19 protein-coding genes and 2 pseudogenes are annotated in these 20,281 nt (G+C 65.6%); 12 read left to right on the forward strand and 9 right to left on the reverse strand.

From position 1 onward, the window contains the following. The first annotated feature begins 2 nt into the window (after nt 1–2). The 8 genes and pseudogenes from gabD to trpC all read left to right on the forward strand — a co-directional run bounded on the left by gabD (nt 3) and on the right by trpC (nt 8,090). Nucleotides 3–1,462, forward strand: a pseudogene (gene gabD / locus B2X67_RS03190) (NADP-dependent succinate-semialdehyde dehydrogenase). A gap of 241 nt (nt 1,463–1,703) precedes the next feature. Further along, on the forward strand, nt 1,704–2,378 hold the full coding sequence (gene rpe / locus B2X67_RS03195; protein WP_286784589.1) for a ribulose-phosphate 3-epimerase: 675 nt from the start codon (nt 1,704–1,706) through the stop codon (nt 2,376–2,378). Then, nucleotides 2,375–3,195, forward strand: a pseudogene (locus tag B2X67_RS03200) (phosphoglycolate phosphatase). The gene rpe and the pseudogene B2X67_RS03200 overlap by 4 nt, the downstream one beginning before the upstream one ends. Nucleotides 3,196–3,262: 67 nt before the next feature. Next, on the forward strand, nt 3,263–4,750 hold the full coding sequence (gene trpE, locus B2X67_RS03205) for an anthranilate synthase component I (protein ID WP_286784590.1): 1,488 nt from the start codon (nt 3,263–3,265) through the stop codon (nt 4,748–4,750). Nucleotides 4,751–4,823: 73 nt separating this feature from the next. Beyond that, nucleotides 4,824–5,324 carry a hypothetical protein gene (locus tag B2X67_RS03210; RefSeq protein WP_286784591.1) on the forward strand — a complete coding sequence of 167 codons (501 nt, stop codon included), beginning with the start codon at nt 4,824–4,826 and terminating at the stop codon, nt 5,322–5,324. 296 nt (nt 5,325–5,620) lie between these two features. Continuing rightward, nucleotides 5,621–6,217 carry an aminodeoxychorismate/anthranilate synthase component II gene (locus tag B2X67_RS03215; RefSeq protein ID WP_273234214.1) on the forward strand — a complete coding sequence of 199 codons (597 nt, stop codon included), beginning with the start codon at nt 5,621–5,623 and terminating at the stop codon, nt 6,215–6,217. Beyond that, nucleotides 6,214–7,260, forward strand: coding sequence for an anthranilate phosphoribosyltransferase (trpD, locus tag B2X67_RS03220; RefSeq protein ID WP_286784592.1), 1,047 nt, complete (start codon nt 6,214–6,216; stop codon nt 7,258–7,260). The genes B2X67_RS03215 and trpD overlap by 4 nt, the downstream gene beginning before the upstream one ends. After that, a complete protein-coding gene (gene trpC, locus B2X67_RS03225) occupies nt 7,257–8,090 on the forward strand; it encodes an indole-3-glycerol phosphate synthase TrpC (protein ID WP_286784593.1) in 834 nt (277 codons plus the stop codon). The genes trpD and trpC overlap by 4 nt, the downstream gene beginning before the upstream one ends. 55 nt (nt 8,091–8,145) lie before the next feature. Here trpC and crp read toward each other — a convergent pair whose 3' ends face one another. Then, nucleotides 8,146–8,790, reverse strand: a complete 645-nt coding sequence (gene crp / locus B2X67_RS03230) for a cAMP-activated global transcriptional regulator CRP (protein WP_090225118.1) — start codon at nt 8,788–8,790, stop codon at nt 8,146–8,148. A 395-nt stretch (nt 8,791–9,185) separates the two neighbouring features. On the opposite strand from crp, the gene B2X67_RS03235 reads away from it, so the two are divergent. Then, on the forward strand, nt 9,186–9,608 hold the full coding sequence (locus B2X67_RS03235; RefSeq protein ID WP_090225120.1) for an OsmC family protein: 423 nt from the start codon (nt 9,186–9,188) through the stop codon (nt 9,606–9,608). A 65-nt stretch (nt 9,609–9,673) separates the two neighbouring features. On the opposite strand, the gene coq7 is transcribed toward B2X67_RS03235, so the two are convergent. After that, nucleotides 9,674–10,321, reverse strand: a complete 648-nt coding sequence (coq7, locus tag B2X67_RS03240; protein WP_090225121.1) for a 2-polyprenyl-3-methyl-6-methoxy-1,4-benzoquinone monooxygenase — start codon at nt 10,319–10,321, stop codon at nt 9,674–9,676. Between the two features lie 86 nt (nt 10,322–10,407). Then, nucleotides 10,408–10,749, reverse strand: coding sequence for a histidine triad nucleotide-binding protein (locus B2X67_RS03245; protein WP_286784594.1), 342 nt, complete (start codon nt 10,747–10,749; stop codon nt 10,408–10,410). Nucleotides 10,750–10,832: 83 nt separating this feature from the next. Between B2X67_RS03245 and B2X67_RS03250 the strand changes: the two genes are divergently transcribed. Continuing rightward, entirely contained in the window at nt 10,833–12,314 is a 1,482-nt protein-coding gene (locus B2X67_RS03250) for an AAA family ATPase (protein ID WP_286784595.1), read from the forward strand. A gap of 3 nt (nt 12,315–12,317) precedes the next feature. Here the strand turns inward: B2X67_RS03250 and B2X67_RS03255 are convergent, their stop codons facing one another. The 4 genes from B2X67_RS03255 to hemJ all read right to left on the reverse strand — a co-directional run bounded on the left by B2X67_RS03255 (nt 12,318) and on the right by hemJ (nt 15,700). Beyond that, nucleotides 12,318–13,106, reverse strand: coding sequence for an SDR family NAD(P)-dependent oxidoreductase (locus B2X67_RS03255; protein WP_286784596.1), 789 nt, complete (start codon nt 13,104–13,106; stop codon nt 12,318–12,320). Between the two features lie 59 nt (nt 13,107–13,165). After that, on the reverse strand, nt 13,166–14,146 hold the full coding sequence (locus tag B2X67_RS03260; protein WP_286784597.1) for a DUF805 domain-containing protein: 981 nt from the start codon (nt 14,144–14,146) through the stop codon (nt 13,166–13,168). Nucleotides 14,147–14,281: 135 nt separating this feature from the next. Beyond that, entirely contained in the window at nt 14,282–15,250 is a 969-nt protein-coding gene (locus B2X67_RS03265; RefSeq protein ID WP_286784598.1) for an NAD(P)H-dependent flavin oxidoreductase, read from the reverse strand. Between the two features lie 21 nt (nt 15,251–15,271). After that, the gene (hemJ, locus tag B2X67_RS03270; protein WP_282342419.1) at nt 15,272–15,700 is read right to left on the reverse strand and encodes a protoporphyrinogen oxidase HemJ; all 429 of its coding nucleotides are present in this window, start codon (nt 15,698–15,700) and stop codon (nt 15,272–15,274) included. Between the two features lie 226 nt (nt 15,701–15,926). Between hemJ and erpA the strand changes: the two genes are divergently transcribed. Next, the gene (erpA, locus tag B2X67_RS03275) at nt 15,927–16,277 is read left to right on the forward strand and encodes an iron-sulfur cluster insertion protein ErpA (protein ID WP_090225132.1); all 351 of its coding nucleotides are present in this window, start codon (nt 15,927–15,929) and stop codon (nt 16,275–16,277) included. A gap of 54 nt (nt 16,278–16,331) precedes the next feature. Here erpA and B2X67_RS03280 read toward each other — a convergent pair whose 3' ends face one another. Next, the gene (locus B2X67_RS03280) at nt 16,332–17,423 is read right to left on the reverse strand and encodes an anhydro-N-acetylmuramic acid kinase (RefSeq protein WP_286784599.1); all 1,092 of its coding nucleotides are present in this window, start codon (nt 17,421–17,423) and stop codon (nt 16,332–16,334) included. 3 nt (nt 17,424–17,426) lie between these two features. Beyond that, on the reverse strand, nt 17,427–18,863 hold the full coding sequence (locus tag B2X67_RS03285; RefSeq protein ID WP_286784600.1) for a peptidoglycan DD-metalloendopeptidase family protein: 1,437 nt from the start codon (nt 18,861–18,863) through the stop codon (nt 17,427–17,429). A 182-nt stretch (nt 18,864–19,045) separates the two neighbouring features. On the opposite strand from B2X67_RS03285, the gene tyrS reads away from it, so the two are divergent. Then, nucleotides 19,046–20,245 carry a tyrosine--tRNA ligase gene (gene tyrS / locus B2X67_RS03290; protein ID WP_282342425.1) on the forward strand — a complete coding sequence of 400 codons (1,200 nt, stop codon included), beginning with the start codon at nt 19,046–19,048 and terminating at the stop codon, nt 20,243–20,245. Nucleotides 20,246–20,281: the final 36 nt, after the last annotated feature.

Raw genomic sequence — 20,281 nt, forward strand, 5'->3', positions numbered from 1 at the left:
CTATGAGCATCGAACTGAACGACCCGGCCCTGCTGCGCCAGCAGGCCTACCTGAACGGCGAATGGTGCGAGGCCGACGCCGGCGAACGCACCGAAATCCTCAACCCGGCGGACGCCTCACCGGTGGGCGCGGTGCCGAACATGGGCGGCGCCGAAACCCGCCGCGCGATTCTCGCCGCCCAGGCCGCGCAACCGGCCTGGCGCAAGCTCACCGCCAAGGAGCGCTCGCTCAAGCTGCGCCGCTGGGGGGAGCTGATGCTGGAAAACCAGGAAGACCTGGCGCGCATCATGACCGCCGAGCAGGGCAAGCCGCTGAGCGAGGCGCGTGGCGAAGTGCTCTACGCCGCGTCCTTCCTCGAGTGGTTCGGCGAGGAAGCCAAGCGCGTCTACGGCGACACCATTCCCGGCCACCAGCCGGACAAGCGCATCATCGTCACCAAGGAGCCGTGGGCGTCACCGCGGCGATCACGCCGTGGAACTTCCCGGCGGCGATGATCACCCGCAAGGTCGGCCCGGCGCTGGCCGCGGGCTGCGCGATGGTGCTCAAGCCGGCGCCGCAGACGCCGTTCAGCGCCCTGGCGCTGGCCGAGCTGGCGCAGCGCGCGGGCATTCCGGCCGGGCTGTTCAGCGTGATCACCGCCGATGCGCAGCGCTCGCGCGAGGTTGGCGCCGAGCTGTGCGCCAACCCGATCGTGCGCAAGCTGTCGTTCACCGGCTCCACCGGCGTCGGCATCAAGCTGATGGAGCAGTGCGCGCCGACCCTGAAGAAGCTCTCGCTGGAGCTGGGCGGCAACGCGCCCTTCATCGTCTTCGACGACGCCGATCTGGACGCGGCGGTCGAAGGGGCGATGATCTCCAAGTACCGCAACGCCGGGCAGACCTGCGTCTGCGCCAACCGCATCTACGTGCAGGCCGGCGTCTACGACGCCTTCGCCGAAAAACTGGCCGCCGCGGTTTCGCGCCTGGTGGTCGGCGACGGCACCCGCGAGGGCGTCACCACCGGTCCGCTGATCGACGCCAACGCGGTGGCCAAGGTGCAGCGCCATCTGGCCGATGCCACCGCCAAGGGCGCGCGGATACTGGCCGGCGGCAAGGCGCTGGGCGGCAACTTCTTCGAGCCGACCATCCTCACCGGCGTCACCGCGCAGATGGACGTGGCCCGCGAGGAAACCTTCGGCCCGCTGGCGCCGCTGTTCCGCTTCGATGACGAGGCCGACGTGGTACGCCAGGCCAACGACACCGAGTTCGGCCTGGCGGCGTACTTCTACGCCCACGACCTGTCGCGCGTGTTCCGTGTCGCCGAGGCGCTGGAGTACGGCATGGTCGGGATCAACACCGGGCTGATCTCCACCGAGGTGGCGCCGTTCGGCGGCATGAAGTCCTCCGGCCTCGGCCGCGAAGGCTCCAGGTACGGCCTCGACGAGTACCTGGAGATCAAGTACCTCTGCCTGGGCGGTATCTGAAACGTCGGTCATGGTGCGCGGCGCATCCTACGCTCGTCCGTAGGTTTCGCCATGCGCACCGCGAGGTGGCGCACGATGTCTTGCGCTGCTTCCGCACCGAAGCCTGGGTATCGGTGCGCGCGGCGCACCCTACGTTGGAGTCTGCGCTCCGTATGGGGTGCCATGCGCACCACCGGCCTACGTCTGCCCGGGCGGAGCGGGTACAATGCGCGCCTTCCGTGACGAGCCCAGCAGGTGCCCCATGCAACCCTACGCCATCGCCCCGTCGATCCTTTCCGCCGACTTCGCCCGCCTGGGTGAAGACGTCGACAAGGTGCTCGCCGCCGGTGCCGACATCGTTCACTTCGATGTGATGGACAACCACTACGTGCCCAACCTGACCATCGGCCCGATGGTCTGCGCGGCGCTGCGTAAGTATGGCGTCACCGCGCCGATCGACGCGCACCTGATGGTCAAGCCGGTGGATCGCATCATCGGCGACTTCATCGAGGCCGGCGCCAGCTACATCACCTTCCACCCGGAAGCCTCCGAGCACGTCGACCGTTCGCTGCAGCTGATCAAGAGCGGTGGCGCCAAGGCCGGCCTGGTGTTCAACCCGGCGACTTCGCTGGACGCGCTGAAGTACGTGATGGACAAGGTCGACATGATCCTGCTGATGAGCGTGAACCCCGGCTTCGGCGGGCAGAAGTTCATCCCCGGCACGCTGAACAAGCTGCGTGAAGCACGCGCGCTGATCGATGCCAGCGGCCGCGACATCCGCCTGGAGATCGATGGCGGCGTGAACGTGCAGAACATCCGCGAGATCGCCGCCGCCGGAGCCGACACCTTCGTCGCCGGCTCGGCGATCTTCAGCCAGCCCGACTACAAGGCGGTGATCGACGCGATGCGCGCCGAGCTGGCCCAGGCCCGCGGATGAACGGACTGCAGCGGCTGTTCCCCGACGCATTGCCGCGCCTGGTGATGTTCGACCTCGACGGCACGCTGGTCGACTCGGTGCCCGACCTCGCCGCCGCGATCGACAGCATGCTGGCCCAGCTCGGCCGCGCGCCGGCCGGCGTCGAGCGGGTGCGCGACTGGATCGGCAACGGCGCGCCGGTTCTGGTGCGCCGCGCCCTGGCCGGGCAGATGGATCACGCCGGCGTCGATGCCGGCGAGGCCGAGCACGCGCTGGGACTGTTCATGCAGGCCTATGCCGGTGGCCACGCGCTGACCACCGTCTATCCCGGCGTGGCGCACACCCTGGCCTGGCTCAAGGCGCAGGGCGTGGCGCTGGCGGTGATCACCAACAAGCCCGAGCGCTTCGTCGAACCGTTGCTGGATGAGCTCGGCCTGGGTGGGCATTTCCGCTGGATCGTCGGCGGCGACACGCTGCCCCGGCAGAAGCCCGACCCCGCCGGCCTGCTGCATGTGCTGCGCCTGGCCGAGGTCGAGCCGGCGCAGGCGCTGTTCGTCGGCGACTCGCGCAACGACATCCGTGCCGCGCGCGCGGCGGCGGTGAGCTGCGTCGGCCTGCGCTACGGCTACAACCACGGCGAGCCGATCGAGAACGAAAACCCGGACCTGGTGCTGGATGACCTGCGCGAACTGCTGCCGAGTTGATTCGCCCATGGCCCTGCGCTAACGTGGCCGCTCGTTTCAATCCCCCCGCCTTGCGAGATCAGAACGTGGTGGTCACCGGCAAACTCTGGATGAAAGTGATCAAGGCTCTGGCCCGTTGGCGCTGGCGCGCCTGATCCGTTCCGGCCGGTCCTTCCGGCGTTTGCTGCGACCTTCTTACCTAGTTTTGCCACGAGACTGATCATGACCCGCGAAGAATTCCTGTGTCTGGCCGCTGCCGGCTATAACCGCATTCCCCTGGCCTTCGAAACCCTGGCCGACTTCGACACGCCGCTGTCGCTGTACCTGAAGCTGGCCGATGCGCCGCACTCCTACCTGCTGGAGTCCGTGCAGGGCGGCGAGAAATGGGGCCGCTACTCGATCATCGGCCTGCCGTGCCGCACCGTGCTGCGCGCCCACGGCAACCAGGTCCGGGTCAGCAAGGACGACCGCGAGGTAGAGGCGCTGGAAAGCGACGACCCGCTGGCCTTCGTCGAGCAGTTCAAGGCGCGCTACCGGGTGCCGACGCTGCCCAACCTGCCGCGCTTCGACGGCGGCCTGGTCGGCTACTTCGGCTACGACAGCGTGCGCTACGTGGAGAAGAAACTCGCCCACTGCCCGAATCCCGACCCGCTGGGCACGCCGGACATCCTGCTGATGGTTTCCGACGCGGTGGTGGTGTTCGACAACCTGGCCGGCAAGCTGCACGCCATCGTGCTGGTCGATCCGGCCGAGGAGGGCGCCTACGAGAAGGGCCTGGAGCGCCTGAAGGTCCTGCGCGCCACGCTGCGCCAGCCGATCGCGCCGCGCCTGGGGCTGGACTTCAACGCCGCCGCCGTCAGCGAGCCGGAATTCCGCTCCAGCTTCAGCCGCGACGACTACGAGCGCGCGGTGGGCGCCATCAAGGACTACATCCTCGCCGGTGACTGCATGCAGGTGGTGATCTCGCAGCGCATGTCGATCCCGTTCAAGGCCGCGCCGATCGATCTGTACCGCGCGCTGCGCTGCTTCAACCCGACGCCGTACATGTACTTCTTCAACTTCGGCGACTTCCACGTGGTCGGCAGTTCGCCGGAAGTGCTGGTGCGCGTCGAGGACGGCCTGGTCACCGTGCGCCCGATCGCCGGCACCCGCCCGCGCGGCGCCAACGAGGAAGCGGACCTCGCGCTGGAGAAGGACCTGCTCTCCGACGCCAAGGAAGTCGCCGAGCACCTGATGCTCATCGACCTCGGCCGCAACGACGTCGGCCGCGTCTCCGACACCGGCACGGTGAAGGTCACCGAGAAGATGGTGATCGAGCGCTACTCCAACGTCATGCACATCGTCTCCAACGTCACCGGCCAACTGAAGGACGGCATGAGCGCGATGGACGCGCTGCGCGCGATCCTCCCGGCCGGCACGCTGTCCGGCGCGCCGAAGGTGCGCGCCATGCAGATCATCGACGAGCTGGAGCCGGTCAAGCGCGGCGTCTACGGCGGCGCGGTAGGCTACCTGGCGTGGAACGGCAACATGGACACCGCCATCGCCATCCGTACCGCGGTGATCAAGGACGGCGAGCTGCACGTGCAGGCCGGCGCCGGGATCGTCGCCGACTCGGTGCCGGCACTGGAATGGGAGGAGACGCTGAACAAGCGCCGCGCCATGTTCCGCGCCGTCGCCCTGGCCGAACAAAGCGTCGACGACGGCGTCTGATCCGGAGAAGGGGCCAGGGTTTCGCCACTACCGGCGGAACCTCCCGGCCCCCGTATCGACAAGGACTCAGACGATGCGAAAGACCCCCCCCCTCCGCACCCTATTCTTCCTCTTCGCCGCCGCGCTCCTGCTCGGCGGATGTGCGTCCACACCCATTGCCCACTCGCCGGCGCCGATCAGCGAGGGCGAAGCACGCCAGGTGATCGAGCAGGTGGTGCGCGCCAATCGCCCCGGCCTGCGCGCCGACGCCCTGGAATTCACCCAGACCTACCTGTGGTTCGGCAACGGCATCATCGCGCCGGTCACCGGCTTCGGCTCGGCGGCCTCGCTGGGCTCGGCGGCGCTGGCCTCTGACGTCGCCGGCGCGGAGCCGGCGGACAGCGAGCGCCTGTATTTCGGCAACCTCGGCGAGGCGCGACTGCTCGGCGGCGCGCGGAACTACGAGGTCCTGCTGATCAACACCGACGGCGCCGCGCTGAACGCCTTCCAGGTGGAAAACCGCGCCCAGGGCGAACGCTTCATCGATGCCCTGTACTTCTTCCGTGGCCGCGCGCGCGCCGTTCAGGACGCCTGATGAGCGTGTCGCGGCGGTCCGTTCGCCCACGGCGTTATTGCAGCGAAGGCCCCGGCTGGGCTACTGTGCGGGCAGCTAAATCCGAGACAAGCCCGTGACATCCAGCACCCTCCTGATGCGAGTCATCAAAGCCCACGCCCGCTGGCGCTGGCGCGCCTGATTCCGTTCGCCCGGACACTGCCGGGCTGCAACTCCTGCCTCCGCAAGACGATACCCACCGGCACCTTCGCTGCTTCAGCAAGCCGGTACATCGATTCCCCTTGCCGAGGCGCGATCCGAATCCAGAGGTGGGCTCCATGCTTTTAATGATCGACAACTACGACTCCTTCACCTTCAACGTGGTGCAGTACCTCGGTGAACTGGGTGCCGAGGTGAAGGTCGTGCGCAACGACGAACTGACGCTGGCCGAGATCGAGGCGCTGAACCCCGAGCGCATCGTGATCTCCCCCGGCCCCTGCACACCGACCGAGGCCGGTGTGTCGCTCGAGGTGATCCGCCATTTCGCCGGCAAGCTGCCGATCCTCGGCGTGTGCCTCGGCCACCAGGGCATCGGCCAGGCCTTCGGCGGCGACGTAGTGCGCGCGCGCCAGGTCATGCACGGCAAGACCAGCCCTGTCTACCACGAGCACCAGGGTGTGTTCGCCGGGCTCAACGACCCGCTGACCGTGACCCGTTACCACTCGCTGGTGGTCAAGCTCGAGACCCTGCCCGAGTGCCTGGAAGTCACCGCCTGGACGCGTCTGGACGACGGTTCGGTGGACGAGATCATGGGGCTGCGGCACAAGACGCTGAACGTCGAAGGCGTGCAGTTCCACCCCGAATCGATCCTCTCCGAGCAGGGCCACGAACTGTTCGCCAATTTCCTCAAGCAGACCGGCGGGGTACGCGGGTGAACATCAAGGAAGCCCTCGACCGGGTGGTCAACCAGCTTGACCTGAACACCGCCGAGATGCAGGACGTGATGCGCCTGATCATGACCGGCCAGTGCACCGATGCGCAGATCGGCGCGTTCCTCATGGGCATGCGCATGAAGAGCGAGACCATCGACGAGATCGTCGGCGCCGCGCAGGTGATGCGCGAGCTGGCCTCGCCGGTGCACATCGACGCCGAACGCCTGGTCGACACCTGCGGCACCGGCGGCGATGGGATGAATATCTTCAACGTCTCCACCGCCGCGGCCTTCGTCGTCGCGGCGGCCGGCGGGCGCGTCGCCAAGCACGGCAACCGCGCGGTATCCGGCAAGAGCGGCAGTGCCGATCTGCTGGAGGCCGCCGGGGTCTACCTCGACCTCAAGCCGGAACAGGTGGCGCGCTGCGTCGAGACCGTCGGCGTCGGCTTCATGTTCGCCCCGTCGCACCATGGCGCGATGAGGCACGCCATCGGCCCGCGCCGCGAGCTCGGCCTGCGCACGCTGTTCAATCTGCTCGGGCCGATGACCAACCCGGCCGGCGTGCAGCGCCAGGTGGTCGGCGTGTTCAGCCAGGCGTTGTGCCGGCCGATGGCCGAGGTGCTGGCGCGCCTGGGCAGCGAGCACGTGCTGGTGGTGCACGCGCAGGACGGGCTGGACGAGATCAGCCTGGCCGCGCCGACCTACGTCGCGGAGCTGTTCGAGGGATCGGTGCGCGAATACCAGATCCAGCCGGAAGACTTCGGCATCAAGAGCCAGAGCCTGATCGGCCTGACCGTGGCCAGCGCCGCCGAGTCGCTGGCGCTGATCCGCGACGCCCTGGGCCGCCGCAAGAGCGACAACGGCCACAAGGCCGCAGAGATGATCGTCCTCAACGCCGGCGCCGCGCTCTACGTGGCCGGGCATGCGAGCAGCCTCGAGGACGGCATGCGCCTGGCGCACGACGCCGTGCATACCGGCCTGGCCTGGGAAAAACTGAACGAGCTGGTCGCCTTCACCGGCATATTCAAGCAGGAGAACGAAGCATGAGCGTGCCCACCGTGCTGGAGAAGATCCTCGCCCGCAAGGCCGAGGAAGTCGCCGAGCGCCGCGCACGCGTGAGCCTCGCCGAGCTGGAACGACTGGCCGCCGCTGCGGATGCGCCGCGCGGTTTTGCCGAGGCCCTGAAAGCGCGGGTCAAGCGCAAGGAAGCGGCGGTGATCGCCGAGGTGAAGAAGGCGTCGCCGAGCAAGGGCGTGATCCGCGAGCAGTTCGTCCCGGCCGAGATCGCCAGCAGCTACGAAGCCGGTGGCGCGACCTGCCTGTCGGTGCTGACCGACATCGATTTCTTCCAGGGCGCCGATGTCTACCTGCAGCAGGCGCGCGCCGCCTGCAGCCTGCCAGTGATCCGCAAGGACTTCATGATCGATCCCTACCAGGTGGTCGAAGCCCGCGCGCTGGGCGCCGATTGCATCCTGCTGATCGTCTCCGCGCTCTCCGATGCGCAGATGAGCGAGTTGGCGGCCACGGCCAAGGTCGTCGGCCTCGACGTGCTGGTGGAAGTCCACGACGGCGACGAGCTGGACCGCGCGCTGGCCACACTGGACACGCCGCTGCTGGGCATCAACAACCGCAACCTGCACACCTTCGAGGTGAGCCTGGAAACCACCCTCGACCTGCTCCCGCGAATTCCCCGCGAGCGTCTGGTGATCACCGAGAGCGGCATCCTCAACCGTGCCGACGTGGAACTGATGCAGATTAGCGAGGTGCACGCCTTCCTGGTCGGCGAGGCGTTCATGCGCGCTGACGATCCGGGCATCGAGTTGCAGCGCCTGTTCTTCCCCGAGCGCAGCAGCGGATTGGGCAGCGACGCCTCCTGAGCGATTCGCGCGCATGAAAAAGCCGGCCAAGCGCCGGCTTTTTCATGCGCCGGATTCAGCGTGTGCCGAACACCACCATGGTCTTGCCCTTCACGTGGACCAGGCCCTGTTCCTCGAGGCTCTTGAGGACGCGACCGACCATCTCGCGGGAGCAGCCGACGATGCGGCCGATTTCCTGCCGGGTGATCTTGATCTGCATGCCGTCCGGATGGGTCATCGCATCCGGCTGCTTGCACAGCTCCAGCAGCGTGCGCGCGACGCGGCCGGTGACGTCGAGGAAGGCCAGGTCGCCGACCTTGCGCGTGGTCGCGCGCAGTCGCTCGGCCATCTGCCCGCCGAGAATGTAGAGGATCTCCGGGTCGCGTTCGGACAGTTCGCGGAACTTGGCGTAGCTCAGCTCGGCGACCTCGCACTCGGTCTTGGCGCGGACCCAGGCACTGCGGGCCTTTTCCGCATCGTCCTTCTCGAACAGGCCCAGCTCGCCGAAGAAATCCCCGGCGTTGAGGTAGGCGATGATCATCTCGCGACCGTCGTCGTCCTCGATGAGGATGGTGACCGAGCCCTTGATGATGAAGAACAGGGTTTCGCAGCGGTCGCCGGCATAGATGATGGTGCTCTTGGCGGCGTAGCGGCGGCGATGGCAATGCGAGAGGAGTCTGTCGAGGTTCTTGATCTTTGGAGCGAGGGTGATTGCGACCATGCCTGATTTCCGAGAGAGGGATGAGCTGTCCAGACGCCGTGAGAATATCCGAAGCGGCAGGTTATCGAGGCAAGGTTGATACACGTAGCCGCGCCCGAATCGTTCCAGGCCGCCGGCTTCCGCGGGGTTGACCGGCAATAATGCGCCAATCGATGCAGCATTCCGCCTCGCCATGGCGAGTGCAGAGGTCCGCGCGGTCCTGTCGTGTTTGCAGGCAGATTCTTTGGAATACGTCCCGGCGTCGAGCCGGTGGTCTGGCGCCAGCTTAACAGAGGTCCCGGAGCGGGCAATCCGTTTTCTGGCCGCCCAGGCGTCACCCGTTGTCCAGGCTCGCGCTGCGGCGTCGCGGAGGCGGCATGCTAAGCTGGCGCACTTTTCAGCAGCGGAGCGCGGCGATGAAAGCACGCATTCAGTGGGCCGGTGAGGCCATGTTCCTCGGTGAGTCCGGCAGCGGCCATGTGGTGGTGATGGACGGCCCGCCGGAAAATGGCGGCCGCAACCTGGGTGTCCGGCCGATGGAGATGGTGCTGATCGGCCTGGGCGGCTGCAGCAACTTCGACGTGGTCAGCATCCTGAAGAAGTCGCGCCAGCCGGTGGAAAGCTGCGAGGCGTTCCTCGAGGCCGAGCGCGCCAGCGAAGACCCGAAGGTGTTCACCAAGATCCACCTGCATTTCGTGGTCAAGGGCCGCGGCCTGAAGGAGGCGCAGGTCAAGCGTGCCATCGAGCTGTCGGCGGAGAAGTACTGCTCGGCGTCGATCATGCTCGGCAACGCCGGCGTCGAGATCACCCACGACTACGAGATCGTCGAGCTTGGCTGACGGGCGAACGCATCGGGCAAAAAGAAAGGGCGCCTCGGCGCCCTTTTCTTCGTCTGCATCGAGGATCAGATGCGGTAGGTGCTTTTCGTCATCACCTTGGACAGCAGGGTCATGCCGAACTTCACCGGCGCCGGGAAGCGGAACCCGCCGGCGGCGATGGCGTTGGTCGAATGCTGCTCCTCGTCGATGCGCATCTGCTCGAGGATCGAGCGGGATTTCTGGTCTTCCGGGGGAATCTGCTTGAGGTGCTCGTCCAAGTGCTTGCAGACCTGGTCCTCGGTGGCGGCGACGAAGCCCAGGCTGACCTTGTCGCTGATCAGCCCGGCGACCGCGCCGACGCCGAACGACAGCCCGTAGAACACCGGGTTGAGCACGCTGGTGTGGCTGCCCAGCTCGCGGATGCGCTGTTCGCACCAGGCAAGGTGATCGATTTCTTCCTCGGCGGCGTGTTCCATCGCCTTGCGGATCGCCGGCAGCTTGGCGGTGAGCGCCTGGCCCTGGTAGAGGCCCTGGGCACAGACCTCGCCGGTGTGGTTGATGCGCATCAGGCCGGCGACATGACGGGTCTGGCTGGGTTCGAGAGCCACTTCGTCCTTGAGCAGGGCCGGCGATGGGCGATAGGGCTGCCCGGTGAACGGCAGCAGGGTGCGCAGGGCGGTGTTGGCCTGCAGCAGCAGGCGATCGACCGGGGTGTAGTGACGCGCATCGGACATGACGAACTCCAGAACGAACGAGGGCGGCAAGTTTAAGCCGCGGGGCTTGGCGCCGGGTTGGGACAGATCAACGCAGAGGCCGTTGGCTAGCCCGGCGGCCAGCTCATGGGGCGCTTGCCCAGTACGTGCATATGAATGTGGTAGACGGTCTGGCCGCCCAGTTCGTTGCAGTTCATCACCACCCGGAAACCCTCGTCGCAGCGCTGCTCGCGGGCGAGTTTCTGCGCGGTGAAGAGGATGTGCCCCGCGAGGGCCTTGTCCTCCTGCTCGCCGAGGTCGTGCAGGGTGGCGATGTGTTTCTTCGGGATCACCAGAAAGTGCACCGGCGCTTTCGGGTCGATGTCGTTGAAGGCGATCACCTGGTCATCTTCGTAAAGCTTGCGCGCGGGAATCTCACCGGCGACGATCCTGCAGAATAGGCAGTCCACGGACGGCTCCAGGTCTGATGGAAGAGCGAGGAGTGTAACCACGCGCGCAGGACCGGCCAACCCGCGCGCCACAAGGAGTCAGTGTGAAGAACGATATCCACGATCTCGGCCTGGTGCTGGAATCCAAGGTCAAGTTGATCGTCATCGAGTCCTGGGACGAGCCGCGGGTCCTGCAGACCCTCACCGGCCTGGCGGTGCGGCGCAATCTCGGGCTGTTCCTCTGGTCGATCACCGAAGGCCTGCAACGCCTGGGCTTCGGCGCGGCGCCCGCGAACGAGGAACCGACCCAGGAGCCGAAGGAGGCGCTGAAGCTGATCAAGGCTGATCCGCAGCCGAACCTCTACGTGCTCTGCGACCTGCATCCGTTCCTCGACGACAACCCGAAACTGGTGCGCCTGCTCAAGGAAATCGCCATGGCCGAGGGCGCGCAGCGGCCGACCCTGGTGCTGGTCTCCCACGCGCTGAAGCTGCCGCCGGAAGTGCAGCGCTACGCGGCCCGCTTCGACCTGGCGCTGCCCTCGGAGGAGGAGCTGCTGGCGATCGTTCGCGACGAAGCCACGCGCTGGAGCGAGCGCAATCGCGGCGCCCGCGTGCGCACCGACAACCGCACACTGCAGCAGGTGGTGAACAACCTGCGCGGGATGAGCCACGGCGAAGCCCGCTCGCTGGCGCGCAACCTGATCTGCGACGACGGCGCAATCACCCAGGAAGACCTGCCGGAGCTGAACAAGGCCAAGTTCCAGTTGCTCGACCTGGAGGGCGTACTGAATTTCGAGAACGACACCGCACGCTTCGCCGAGGTCGGCGGGCTGGCATCGCTCAAGCGCTGGCTGGCCGAGCGCCAGGACGCCTTCCTCAACGACAGCGGCATCGGGCGCCCCAAGGGCATGATGCTGGTCGGCGTGCAGGGTGGCGGCAAGAGCCTGGCGGCGAAGGCGGTGGCCGGACTCTGGGGCCTGCCGCTGCTGCGCCTGGACTTCGCCTGCCTGTACAACAAGTTTTTCGGCGAGACCGGGCGCAACCTGCGCGAGGCGCTGAAGATGGCCGAGCAGATGGCGCCTTGCGTGCTGTGGATGGACGAGATCGAGAAGGGCCTGGCCAGCGGCGATCAGGACGGAGGCGTCAGCCAGCGCGTGCTCGGCACGCTGCTGACCTGGATGGCCGAGCACAAGGCGCCGGTGTTCATGGTCGCCACCGCCAACGCCATCCAGCGCCTGCCGCCCGAGCTGGTGCGCAAGGGGCGCTTCGACGAGCTGTTCTTCGTCGACCTGCCGGATGCGAGCGTGCGCGCGGATATCTTCCGCATCCACCTGCAGCGCCGCGAGCTCGATCCGGAGACGTTCGACCTTACGGCTCTGGCTTCGGCCAGTGCCGGTTTCTCCGGTGCGGAAATCGAACAGGCGGTGGTCAGCGCGCTGTACGCCGCGCAGGCGCGTCAACAGGTGGTCGATCAGAACCTGCTGCTGACCAGCCTGCAGAGCACCTCGCCGTTATCGGTGGTGATGAGCGAAGACCTCGCGGCGCTGTGCGCCTGGGCCCATGGGCGGACGGTGGCTGCGGACTGAGTCTCAGCCGGGGAGCAGGCCGCGATTGATCCGCGCCGCGAGCTTGCGCACCAGCCAGCGCGGCGCGAAGCGCGGGCCCAGGGTGGCCAGGCGGTTGCGCCAGCCGGGGATGATCAGCGCGCGGTTCTTCTCCAGCGCCCGCACGGTGTGGAGCGCCACTTCCTCCGCGCTCATCATCAGTTTGCTGCCGCTCAGATGTCCGATTTCCAGCTGCGCCGAGCGCCAGAACGCGGTGCGAATCGGCCCCGGACAGAGCACCGATACCTTGATCCCGCGGCCGCCGAGTTCCTCGCGCAGCCCCTCGGAAAAATGCAGGACGTAGGCCTTGCTCGCGTAGTAGTTGCTCATCCAGGCGCCCGGCTGGAAGGCCGCGACCGAAGCGACGTTGAGAATCTGCCCGCCACCGTTCGCCAGCATGTGCTGGCCGAGCGCATGGCACAGGCGTGCCAGGGCCAGCACGTTCACTTCGATCAGGGTTTTCTCGCGGCTCCAGTCCTGCTCCAGATAGGCGCCGCCGGAGCCGATCCCGGCGTTGTTCACCAGCAGGTCGATACGCCGCTCGCTCTGCTCCAGTTCGTGGAGCAGCCCGGACAGCTGGATCGGCTCGGCGAGATCGCAGGTGCGGAACAGCACTTCGACGCCGAAGCGCTGCGTCAGCTCGCAGGCGATGCTTTCCAGCGCATCGCGCTGCCGCGCCACCAGGATCAGCTTGCGCCCGCGCCGTGCCAGGGCTTCGGCCAGGGCCAGGCCTATGCCGCTGGAGGCACCGGTGATGAGGACGTAATGGGGCATTTGAATCTCCACACAGGAGCCGTTTGGACAGCCGGCTCCCGGGGTTGGTGCGGCGCGCGTCAGCTGCCGAGGGCGGCCCAGTACATGGCGAGCATGGCAAAACCGCCGAAGGCAAACATCATCAACAGCGACAACAGCAGAATGGCGATGAGTACGCCGGAAATGACTTTCACCGACAAGCTGTTGGCCGGTGGCGGCGGGCCATAGCGGTTGACGCCTTCGCTGCCAGGCACCACCAGCATCAGCAGAGCGAACACGTTGCCGACCACGGGAATCAGGTTGATCAGCAGCAGCCAGCCGGTCCAGCCGATGTCGTGCAGGCGCTGGACGGCGATCATCACGCTGGTGACGGCGACTGCGATCGACACGACGATGATCAGCAGCGCGCCGACGATCTCGGAGACGTTGCTGCCGAGCGCGGCCACGCCCAGCAGTACCAGGAAACTGAAGATCATCACCAGCGACCAGGCCAGGTAGCGGAGGCGCCCGATGCGGCCTTTGATGCTGAACACTTTGAGCTCGCCGAACTCGGGAAGTGTCTCGCCGACGTCCGCGCGGGGCGGCGCATAAGGCGTGGCCGCGGGGGCCGTGGCGGTGTTTTCCATGGCGGCGGGGGCGGGCAGTTCGCCGCTCGCGGCGAGCTGTGCCTGGCGCGCGAGGTACTTCTCGATGACGACACCACAGGCGCTGCACTCGATCGCCTTGGCCTGCGCGTGGCCGCACTTGGGGCAGATCATGTCGCCGCTGGCGGCGAGCGCGGCGGCATCGCTCGCCTCTTCGACTTCGACCAGGCTCAGCTCCGAGCTCTGCTCGCGCTCCTTGCGGACCTGCGCACCGGCGCGCTGAAGGGCGCCCAGATACTTGTCCGCCAGGTCCTCGGTGAGGTCGCGCTTGATGGCCTGGGGCCGACCGCCGAACAACGCCTCGATGCGTTCGCGATCGCTCTTGAACAGTCGGGCGAGGTTGTCCTTGACGGTCTCCAGCGTCATGTCCGGCATGATCTGGCCATCGAATACGATCTTGTAACGCGCTTCGGTCATGCGGGGCTTCCTTGTCACGAGCTGGGAACCGGCACAGCGTAATAACCGGCCGACGGCTGCACAAGCGGACTCGCACGAAGGCAGGCCCGGCAGCGCGATGGTGCTCCGGGGCCGTGTGCTGCGTCACAGGCGGGGTCAGCTCGGCCAGCGTTGGCCGAGTTGAGCGCAGCGCGACAGCGAGTCGCGGTACTCCTGGTCCAGGCGCGCGATCAATTGATCGACGCTGGGGAGATCCTCGATGTCGCCGGCGCCCTGGCCGGCGGACCAGACGGTTTTCCAGGCCTTGGCTTCGTCGTTGATCGGCTTGAGTTTCTCACCGTAGTCGACCGCGCTCTTGTCGTTGAGTCGCTTTAGGTCATAGCCGGCGCGCTCCAGGCTCTGGCGCATGAAGCTCGCCGGTACGCCGGACACCGCCGGGGTGTGGACGATATCGGCGGCGCGGGCGCCGATGATCATCTGCTTGTAGTCGGCGCCGGCATCGCTTTCGGCGGTGGCGATGAAACGCGTGCCCAGGTAGGCGAGGTCGGCGCCGAGCAGTTGCGCGGCGAGAATCTCGTGGCCGTGGTTGAGGCAGCCGGCGAGCAGCAGCGTCTTGTCGAAGAACTGCCGGATTTCGGCGATCAGGGCAAACGGACTCCAGGTGCCGGCGTGACCACCGGCTCCGGCGGCCACCGCGATCAGCCCGTCGACGCCGGCTTCGGCGGCTTTCTCGGCGTGCCGACGGGTGGTGACGTCGTGGAACACCAGGCCGCCATAGCTGTGCACGGCGTCGACCACGTCCTTCACCGCGCCCAGGCTGGTCACCACGATGGGCACCTTCTTCTCGACGCAGATCGCCAGGTCTGCCTGCAGGCGCGGGTTGGTCGGATGGACGATAAGGTTGACGGCGAAGGGTGCCGGTTCCTGCTGTCTTGCCAGGCCTGCCTGGATCTCTTCCAGCCAGGCGCGAAAGCCCTCGCTGTCACGCTGGTTGAGCGCGGGAAAGCTGCCGATGATGCCATTGCGGCAGCAGGCGAGGACCAGCGCGGGATTGGACACCAGGAACATCGGCGCCGCCATCAGGGGCAGGCGCAGGCGTTGATCGAGCGAGGCGGGCAGGGACATGGCGTTTTCTCTTGTTATGGGTCAGAAGGGTTTGACCACCACTAGGATCACTATGGCGATCAGGAACAGTACCGGAATTTCATTGAACCAGCGGTAGAAGGTCTCGCTGCGGCCCGGTTCGCCGCGGGCGAAGCGTTTGATCTGCGCGCCACAGACATGGTGGTAGCCGATCAGCAGGACCACCAGGGTCAGCTTGGCGTGCAGCCAGCCGGCGCCCTTGAGCAGGCCCGGGTTCATCGACAGCAGGCCGATGCCGAACACCAGGGTGGCGATCATCGCCGGCAGCATGATGCCGCGGTAGAGCTTGCGCTCCATGACGCAGAAGCGTTGGCGGCTGGCCGCATCCTCGCTGCTGGTGTGATAGACGAACAGCCGGGGCAGGTAGAACAGCCCAGCGAACCAACAGACGATGGAAATGATGTGCAGCGCTTTGATCCAGAGATAGAGCATCGGGGTGCTTCCAGGTAGTCACGGTGCGCAGATAGTAGTTGCACCGCTCCCGCCCGTCACCACGCCGGTTGGCCGCGGAATGTGCACGGACGTATCATCGAAAGAAGCTCCGTCTTCATACGGCAAGTGGGGCAGATCGCAGAATAGTTGACCGATTTTCTGGGGTAAGCGGATAATGGCAGGCCCCAATGCAGTTCAGGCAGCGTAACGCCGGGAGATATGCAACATGAGCGTCGAAACCTTCACCCCTACTGCCATGCTGTTTTCGCAGGGTGCTGCGAGCAAGGTGAAGAACCTCATCGATGAGGAAGGCAACCCTCGTCTGAAGCTGCGCGTTTTCGTGACGGGTGGCGGCTGTTCCGGTTTCCAGTACGGTTTCACCTTCGATGAAGACACCGCGGACGATGACACCATCATTGAGCGCGAAGGGGTCAGCCTGGTGGTCGATCCGATGAGCTTCCAGTACCTGGCCGGCGCCGAAGTGGATTATCAGGAAGGCCTGGAAGGGTCGCGATTCGTCATCAACAATCCCAACGCTGCCACCACCTGCGGCTGTGGCCAATCCTTCTCGATCTGACGCCGCTTCGCCTTGTCGACGCCGTGCACTGCACGGCGTTTTCGTTTCTGCGCTTCAGGCCGGATAGATCGCGCCCAGCACACGCGGACCGCGTGCCCCGGTGACTTCGGGGCGGTTGCCTGGAATCCGCTCCAGGCAGCAATGCGCCAGCCAGGCGAACGCCATCGCTTCGACCCAATCCGGCGACACGCCATAGGCTTCGGTGCTAGCCACCGTCGTTCCGCGAAGCAATTGCGCCAGGCGCTGCATGAGTGCCCGGTTGTGCGCACCGCCACCGCAGACCAGTAGTTCATGCGTATGCGGCTGGGCGGCGCGCAGCGAGTCGACGATGCTCAGGGCCGTCAGTTCGAGCAGCGTGCGCTGCACATCGGCGGCTGCGACGGCGGGGTGCTGCGCCAGGTGGTCTTCCAGCCAGGCCAAGTTGAACAACTCGCGCCCGGTGCTTTTCGGCCCCCGGGCCTGGAAGAATTCGTTGGCCAGCAGCTGTTCGAGCAGTGCCTCATCCAGCGTGCCGCTGGCGGCCCAATCGCCGTCGGCATCGAAGGCGTCGCCGAGTTGCCGACCAATCCAGGCATCCATCAGCACATTCCCCGGACCGCAGTCGAAGCCGCTCACCGAGCCGTCCGCATGCAGCAGGCTCAGGTTGCTGAAGCCACCGACGTTGAGCACCGCGCGCGGATGTCCAAGGTCGCTGAACAGGCTCTGATGGAAGGCCGGAACCAGCGGTGCGCCCTGACCGCCGGCGGCGACGTCGCGCCGGCGGAAGTCGCCGATCACGGTAATCCCCGTCAGCTCGGCGAGCAGCGCCGGATTGCCGATCTGCACGCTGAAGCCGCGAAGCGGTTCGTGGCGAACCGTCTGCCCATGGCTGCCTATCGCACGGATGTCGGCGGCGTCGAGTTTCTGCTTGGCGAGCAGTTGCTGAATGCCCTGGGCCGCCAGCTCGACCCACTGATTCTCCGCCAGCGAGGCGCGCGCCAGTTCGTCGACCCCTGAGGTGCAGAGGCTGAGCAGATCGCTGCGAAGGGAAGGCGGCATCGGGATATAGAGGCAAGCGAGCAGCCTGGGCTGGGTGTGCTGCTCGATCAGCGCGATGTCCAGACCATCGAGGCTGGTGCCGGACATCACGCCGAGGTAAAGCGCCATGGCTCAGCGCTTGTTGTTGAGGGCCAGCATGGTGGCTTTTTCCTGCTCCATGCGGGCGAGCAGTGGCTTGCTTTGCTGCAGGAAGCGCTGCTTCTCGCCGCTGCTGATGGGGTCGGCCATCGCCATCTTGATGCTCAGGGGGTCGACCTGGGTTCCGTCGACCTGGAATTCGTAATGCAGGTGCGGGCCGGTGGATAGCCCGGTGGTGCCGATGTAGCCAATCACCTGGCCCTGCTTCACGGTAACGCCGTTGCGAATACCCTTGGCGAAACCCTGCATGTGGCCGTACAGCGTGCGATAGCGCTGGTTGTGCTGGATGATCACGGCATTGCCGTAGCCGCCCTTGCGCCCGGCGAGGAGGACCTTGCCATCGCCGGCTGCCTTGATCGGCGTGCCGCGCGGCGCGGCGTAGTCGACGCCCTTGTGCGCGCGGATCTTGTTGAGGATCGGGTGTTTGCGGCCCATCGAGAAACGCGAGCTGATTCGCGCGACATCCACCGGAGTGCGGATGAAGGCCTTGCGCATGCTGTTGCCGTCGGCGGTGTAGTAGCTGCTTACACCCTGTTTGTTGGTGTAGCGAATGGCGCTGAATGTCTTGCCGCGGTTGACGAAGCGCGCGGCGAGGATGCTGCCGGTGCCTACGCGTTTGCCGTCGAGCATCTTCTCTTCGTAGATGGCTTCGAATTCGTCGCCCTCGCGCAGATCCTGGCCGAAGTCGATGTCGTAGCCGAAGATGTTTGCCAGGTCCATGGTCAGGTCGTGGGAGAGGCCGGCGCGCTTGGCAGACATGAACAGCGAACTGTCGATCACGCCATGGGCATAGACGCTGCGCACGTCGGGCTTGGCCAGCTCACGCTTGAACACGTAACCACTGCCGCTCTTGGCGAGGCTGACGCGCTCCATGTCCGAAAGCTGGGAGTGCAGGCTTTCCAGTTGGCCGTCAGGGGTGAGCTTGAATTCCAGCGCTTGGCCGACCTTCAAACGGCCAAGGGTCTTGGCATCCTTGCTGCTGTCGAGCACTTCGTGCAGCGCGGTGGCGGACAGGCCGACCTTGGCGAACACGGTGGACAGGGTGTCGCCATTGCCTACCCTGACGACCTTGATGGAAGGGTCGGCAGGCGCCTCGTTGCTGGCCGCGGAGGTGTCGTCAGACTCGCTCGACTCGGCATCAGCGCTCTGTTCGGAGTCCGCCGTTTCGATTTCGGCGAAAGGCGATGCGGCTACTTGCTGTTCGTCGGCGACTTCCGACTGCAGGGTGGCATCTTCCTGAGGAATTTCCTGGCTGGGAGTAGTGAGCTCCAGGTCCAGATTCGTCCTTTTCGCTTCAACTTCGCGAGAAGGGAATACCAGCAGTGCCAGGCTAAGCAATGCGGCTATACCACTGGCAGCCAGGATGTGGCTTTTCGGGTAGAGCTCTGCTTTGGAAACATTATGCGTCATATGGCGTCTGGTGATTTTGGCTACGAAATAACTGTCTAAAATATAACCAAAATTTCCTCGAGGCAACCCTGAATGCTGTGGTCTTTTGCCCGGCCATCACGCTGCCACCAGGGTGAAATTTGTTTTTCGGAGCTGATCTTGTATGGTTGCTCCCCTTCGTCAAACACCTATCGAGTCATGCCATGAAGTCTGTGGAAGAACAGCTCGCGCAGATCAAGCGCGGCGCGGAAGAGATCCTTGTTGAAGCCGAGCTGATCGAGAAGCTCAAGTTGGGGCGTCCGCTGAGGATCAAAGCCGGTTTCGACCCGACTGCTCCTGATCTGCACCTCGGTCACACCGTGCTTATTAATAAGCTGCGGCAGTTCCAGGCGCTGGGTCACCAGGTGGTCTTCCTTATAGGTGACTTCACGGGGATGATCGGCGACCCCAGTGGCAAGAGCGCCACGCGTCCACCGTTGACGCGCGAGCAGGTGCTCGAAAATGCCGAGACCTACAAGGCTCAGGTGTTCAAGATTCTCGACCCGGCGCGCACCGAGGTGGCTTTCAACTCCACCTGGATGGATCAGTTGAGCCCGGCCGATTTCATCCGCCTGGCCTCGCAGTACACCGTGGCACGGATGCTCGAACGCGACGATTTCAGCAAGCGTTACTCGACCAACCAGCCCATCGCGATCCATGAGTTCCTCTATCCGCTCGTACAGGGCTACGACTCCGTCGCACTGAAGGCTGACGTCGAGCTCGGTGGCACCGATCAGAAGTTCAACCTGCTGATGGGGCGCGAGCTGCAACGTGCCTATGGCCAGCCGGCGCAATGCATCCTCACCATGCCGCTGCTCGAAGGGCTGGACGGGGTGAAGAAGATGTCCAAGTCGCTGGGTAACTATGTCGGCATCCAGGAAGCGCCGGGAGTCATGTACAGCAAGCTGGTCTCGATTCCCGATGCGCTCATGTGGCGTTACTTCGAGCTGTTGAGCTTCCGCAGCCTTGAAGAGATCGAGGCGTTTCGCAGTGACATCGCGCGCGGTGCAAATCCCCGCGACATCAAGATCAAGCTGGCCGAAGAGATCGTCGCCCGCTTCCATGGTGAGGAAGCTGCTGCAGGCGCACATCGTTCCGCAGGTAACCGTATGAAGGATGGCGAGCTACCGGAAGATCTGCCGGAAGTGGTCCTGTTCTCCGCCGAGGACCTCCCGATCGCTGCCGTCCTTAATAAGGCAGGCATGGTGAAGAACGCTGCAGGTGCCCGCGACCTGCTCGGTGCGGGAAGCGTGAAGGTGGATGGCGAAGTGGTTTCCCGAGACTTCGTCTTCAAGCTGGGTGCAAGCCACGTCTGCCAGGCCGGCAAGAAGGCATTCGCACGTGTCGTTGTTAAAGTTGAGTGAAACCTTGAAAAAGCAGTTGACGTGAGTTTTGGGCTG

The sequence above is a fragment of the Pseudomonas sp. UBA3153 genome (genome assembly GCF_002364635.1).
In the GTDB taxonomy this organism is placed as follows: domain Bacteria; phylum Pseudomonadota; class Gammaproteobacteria; order Pseudomonadales; family Pseudomonadaceae; genus Pseudomonas_O; species Pseudomonas_O kuykendallii.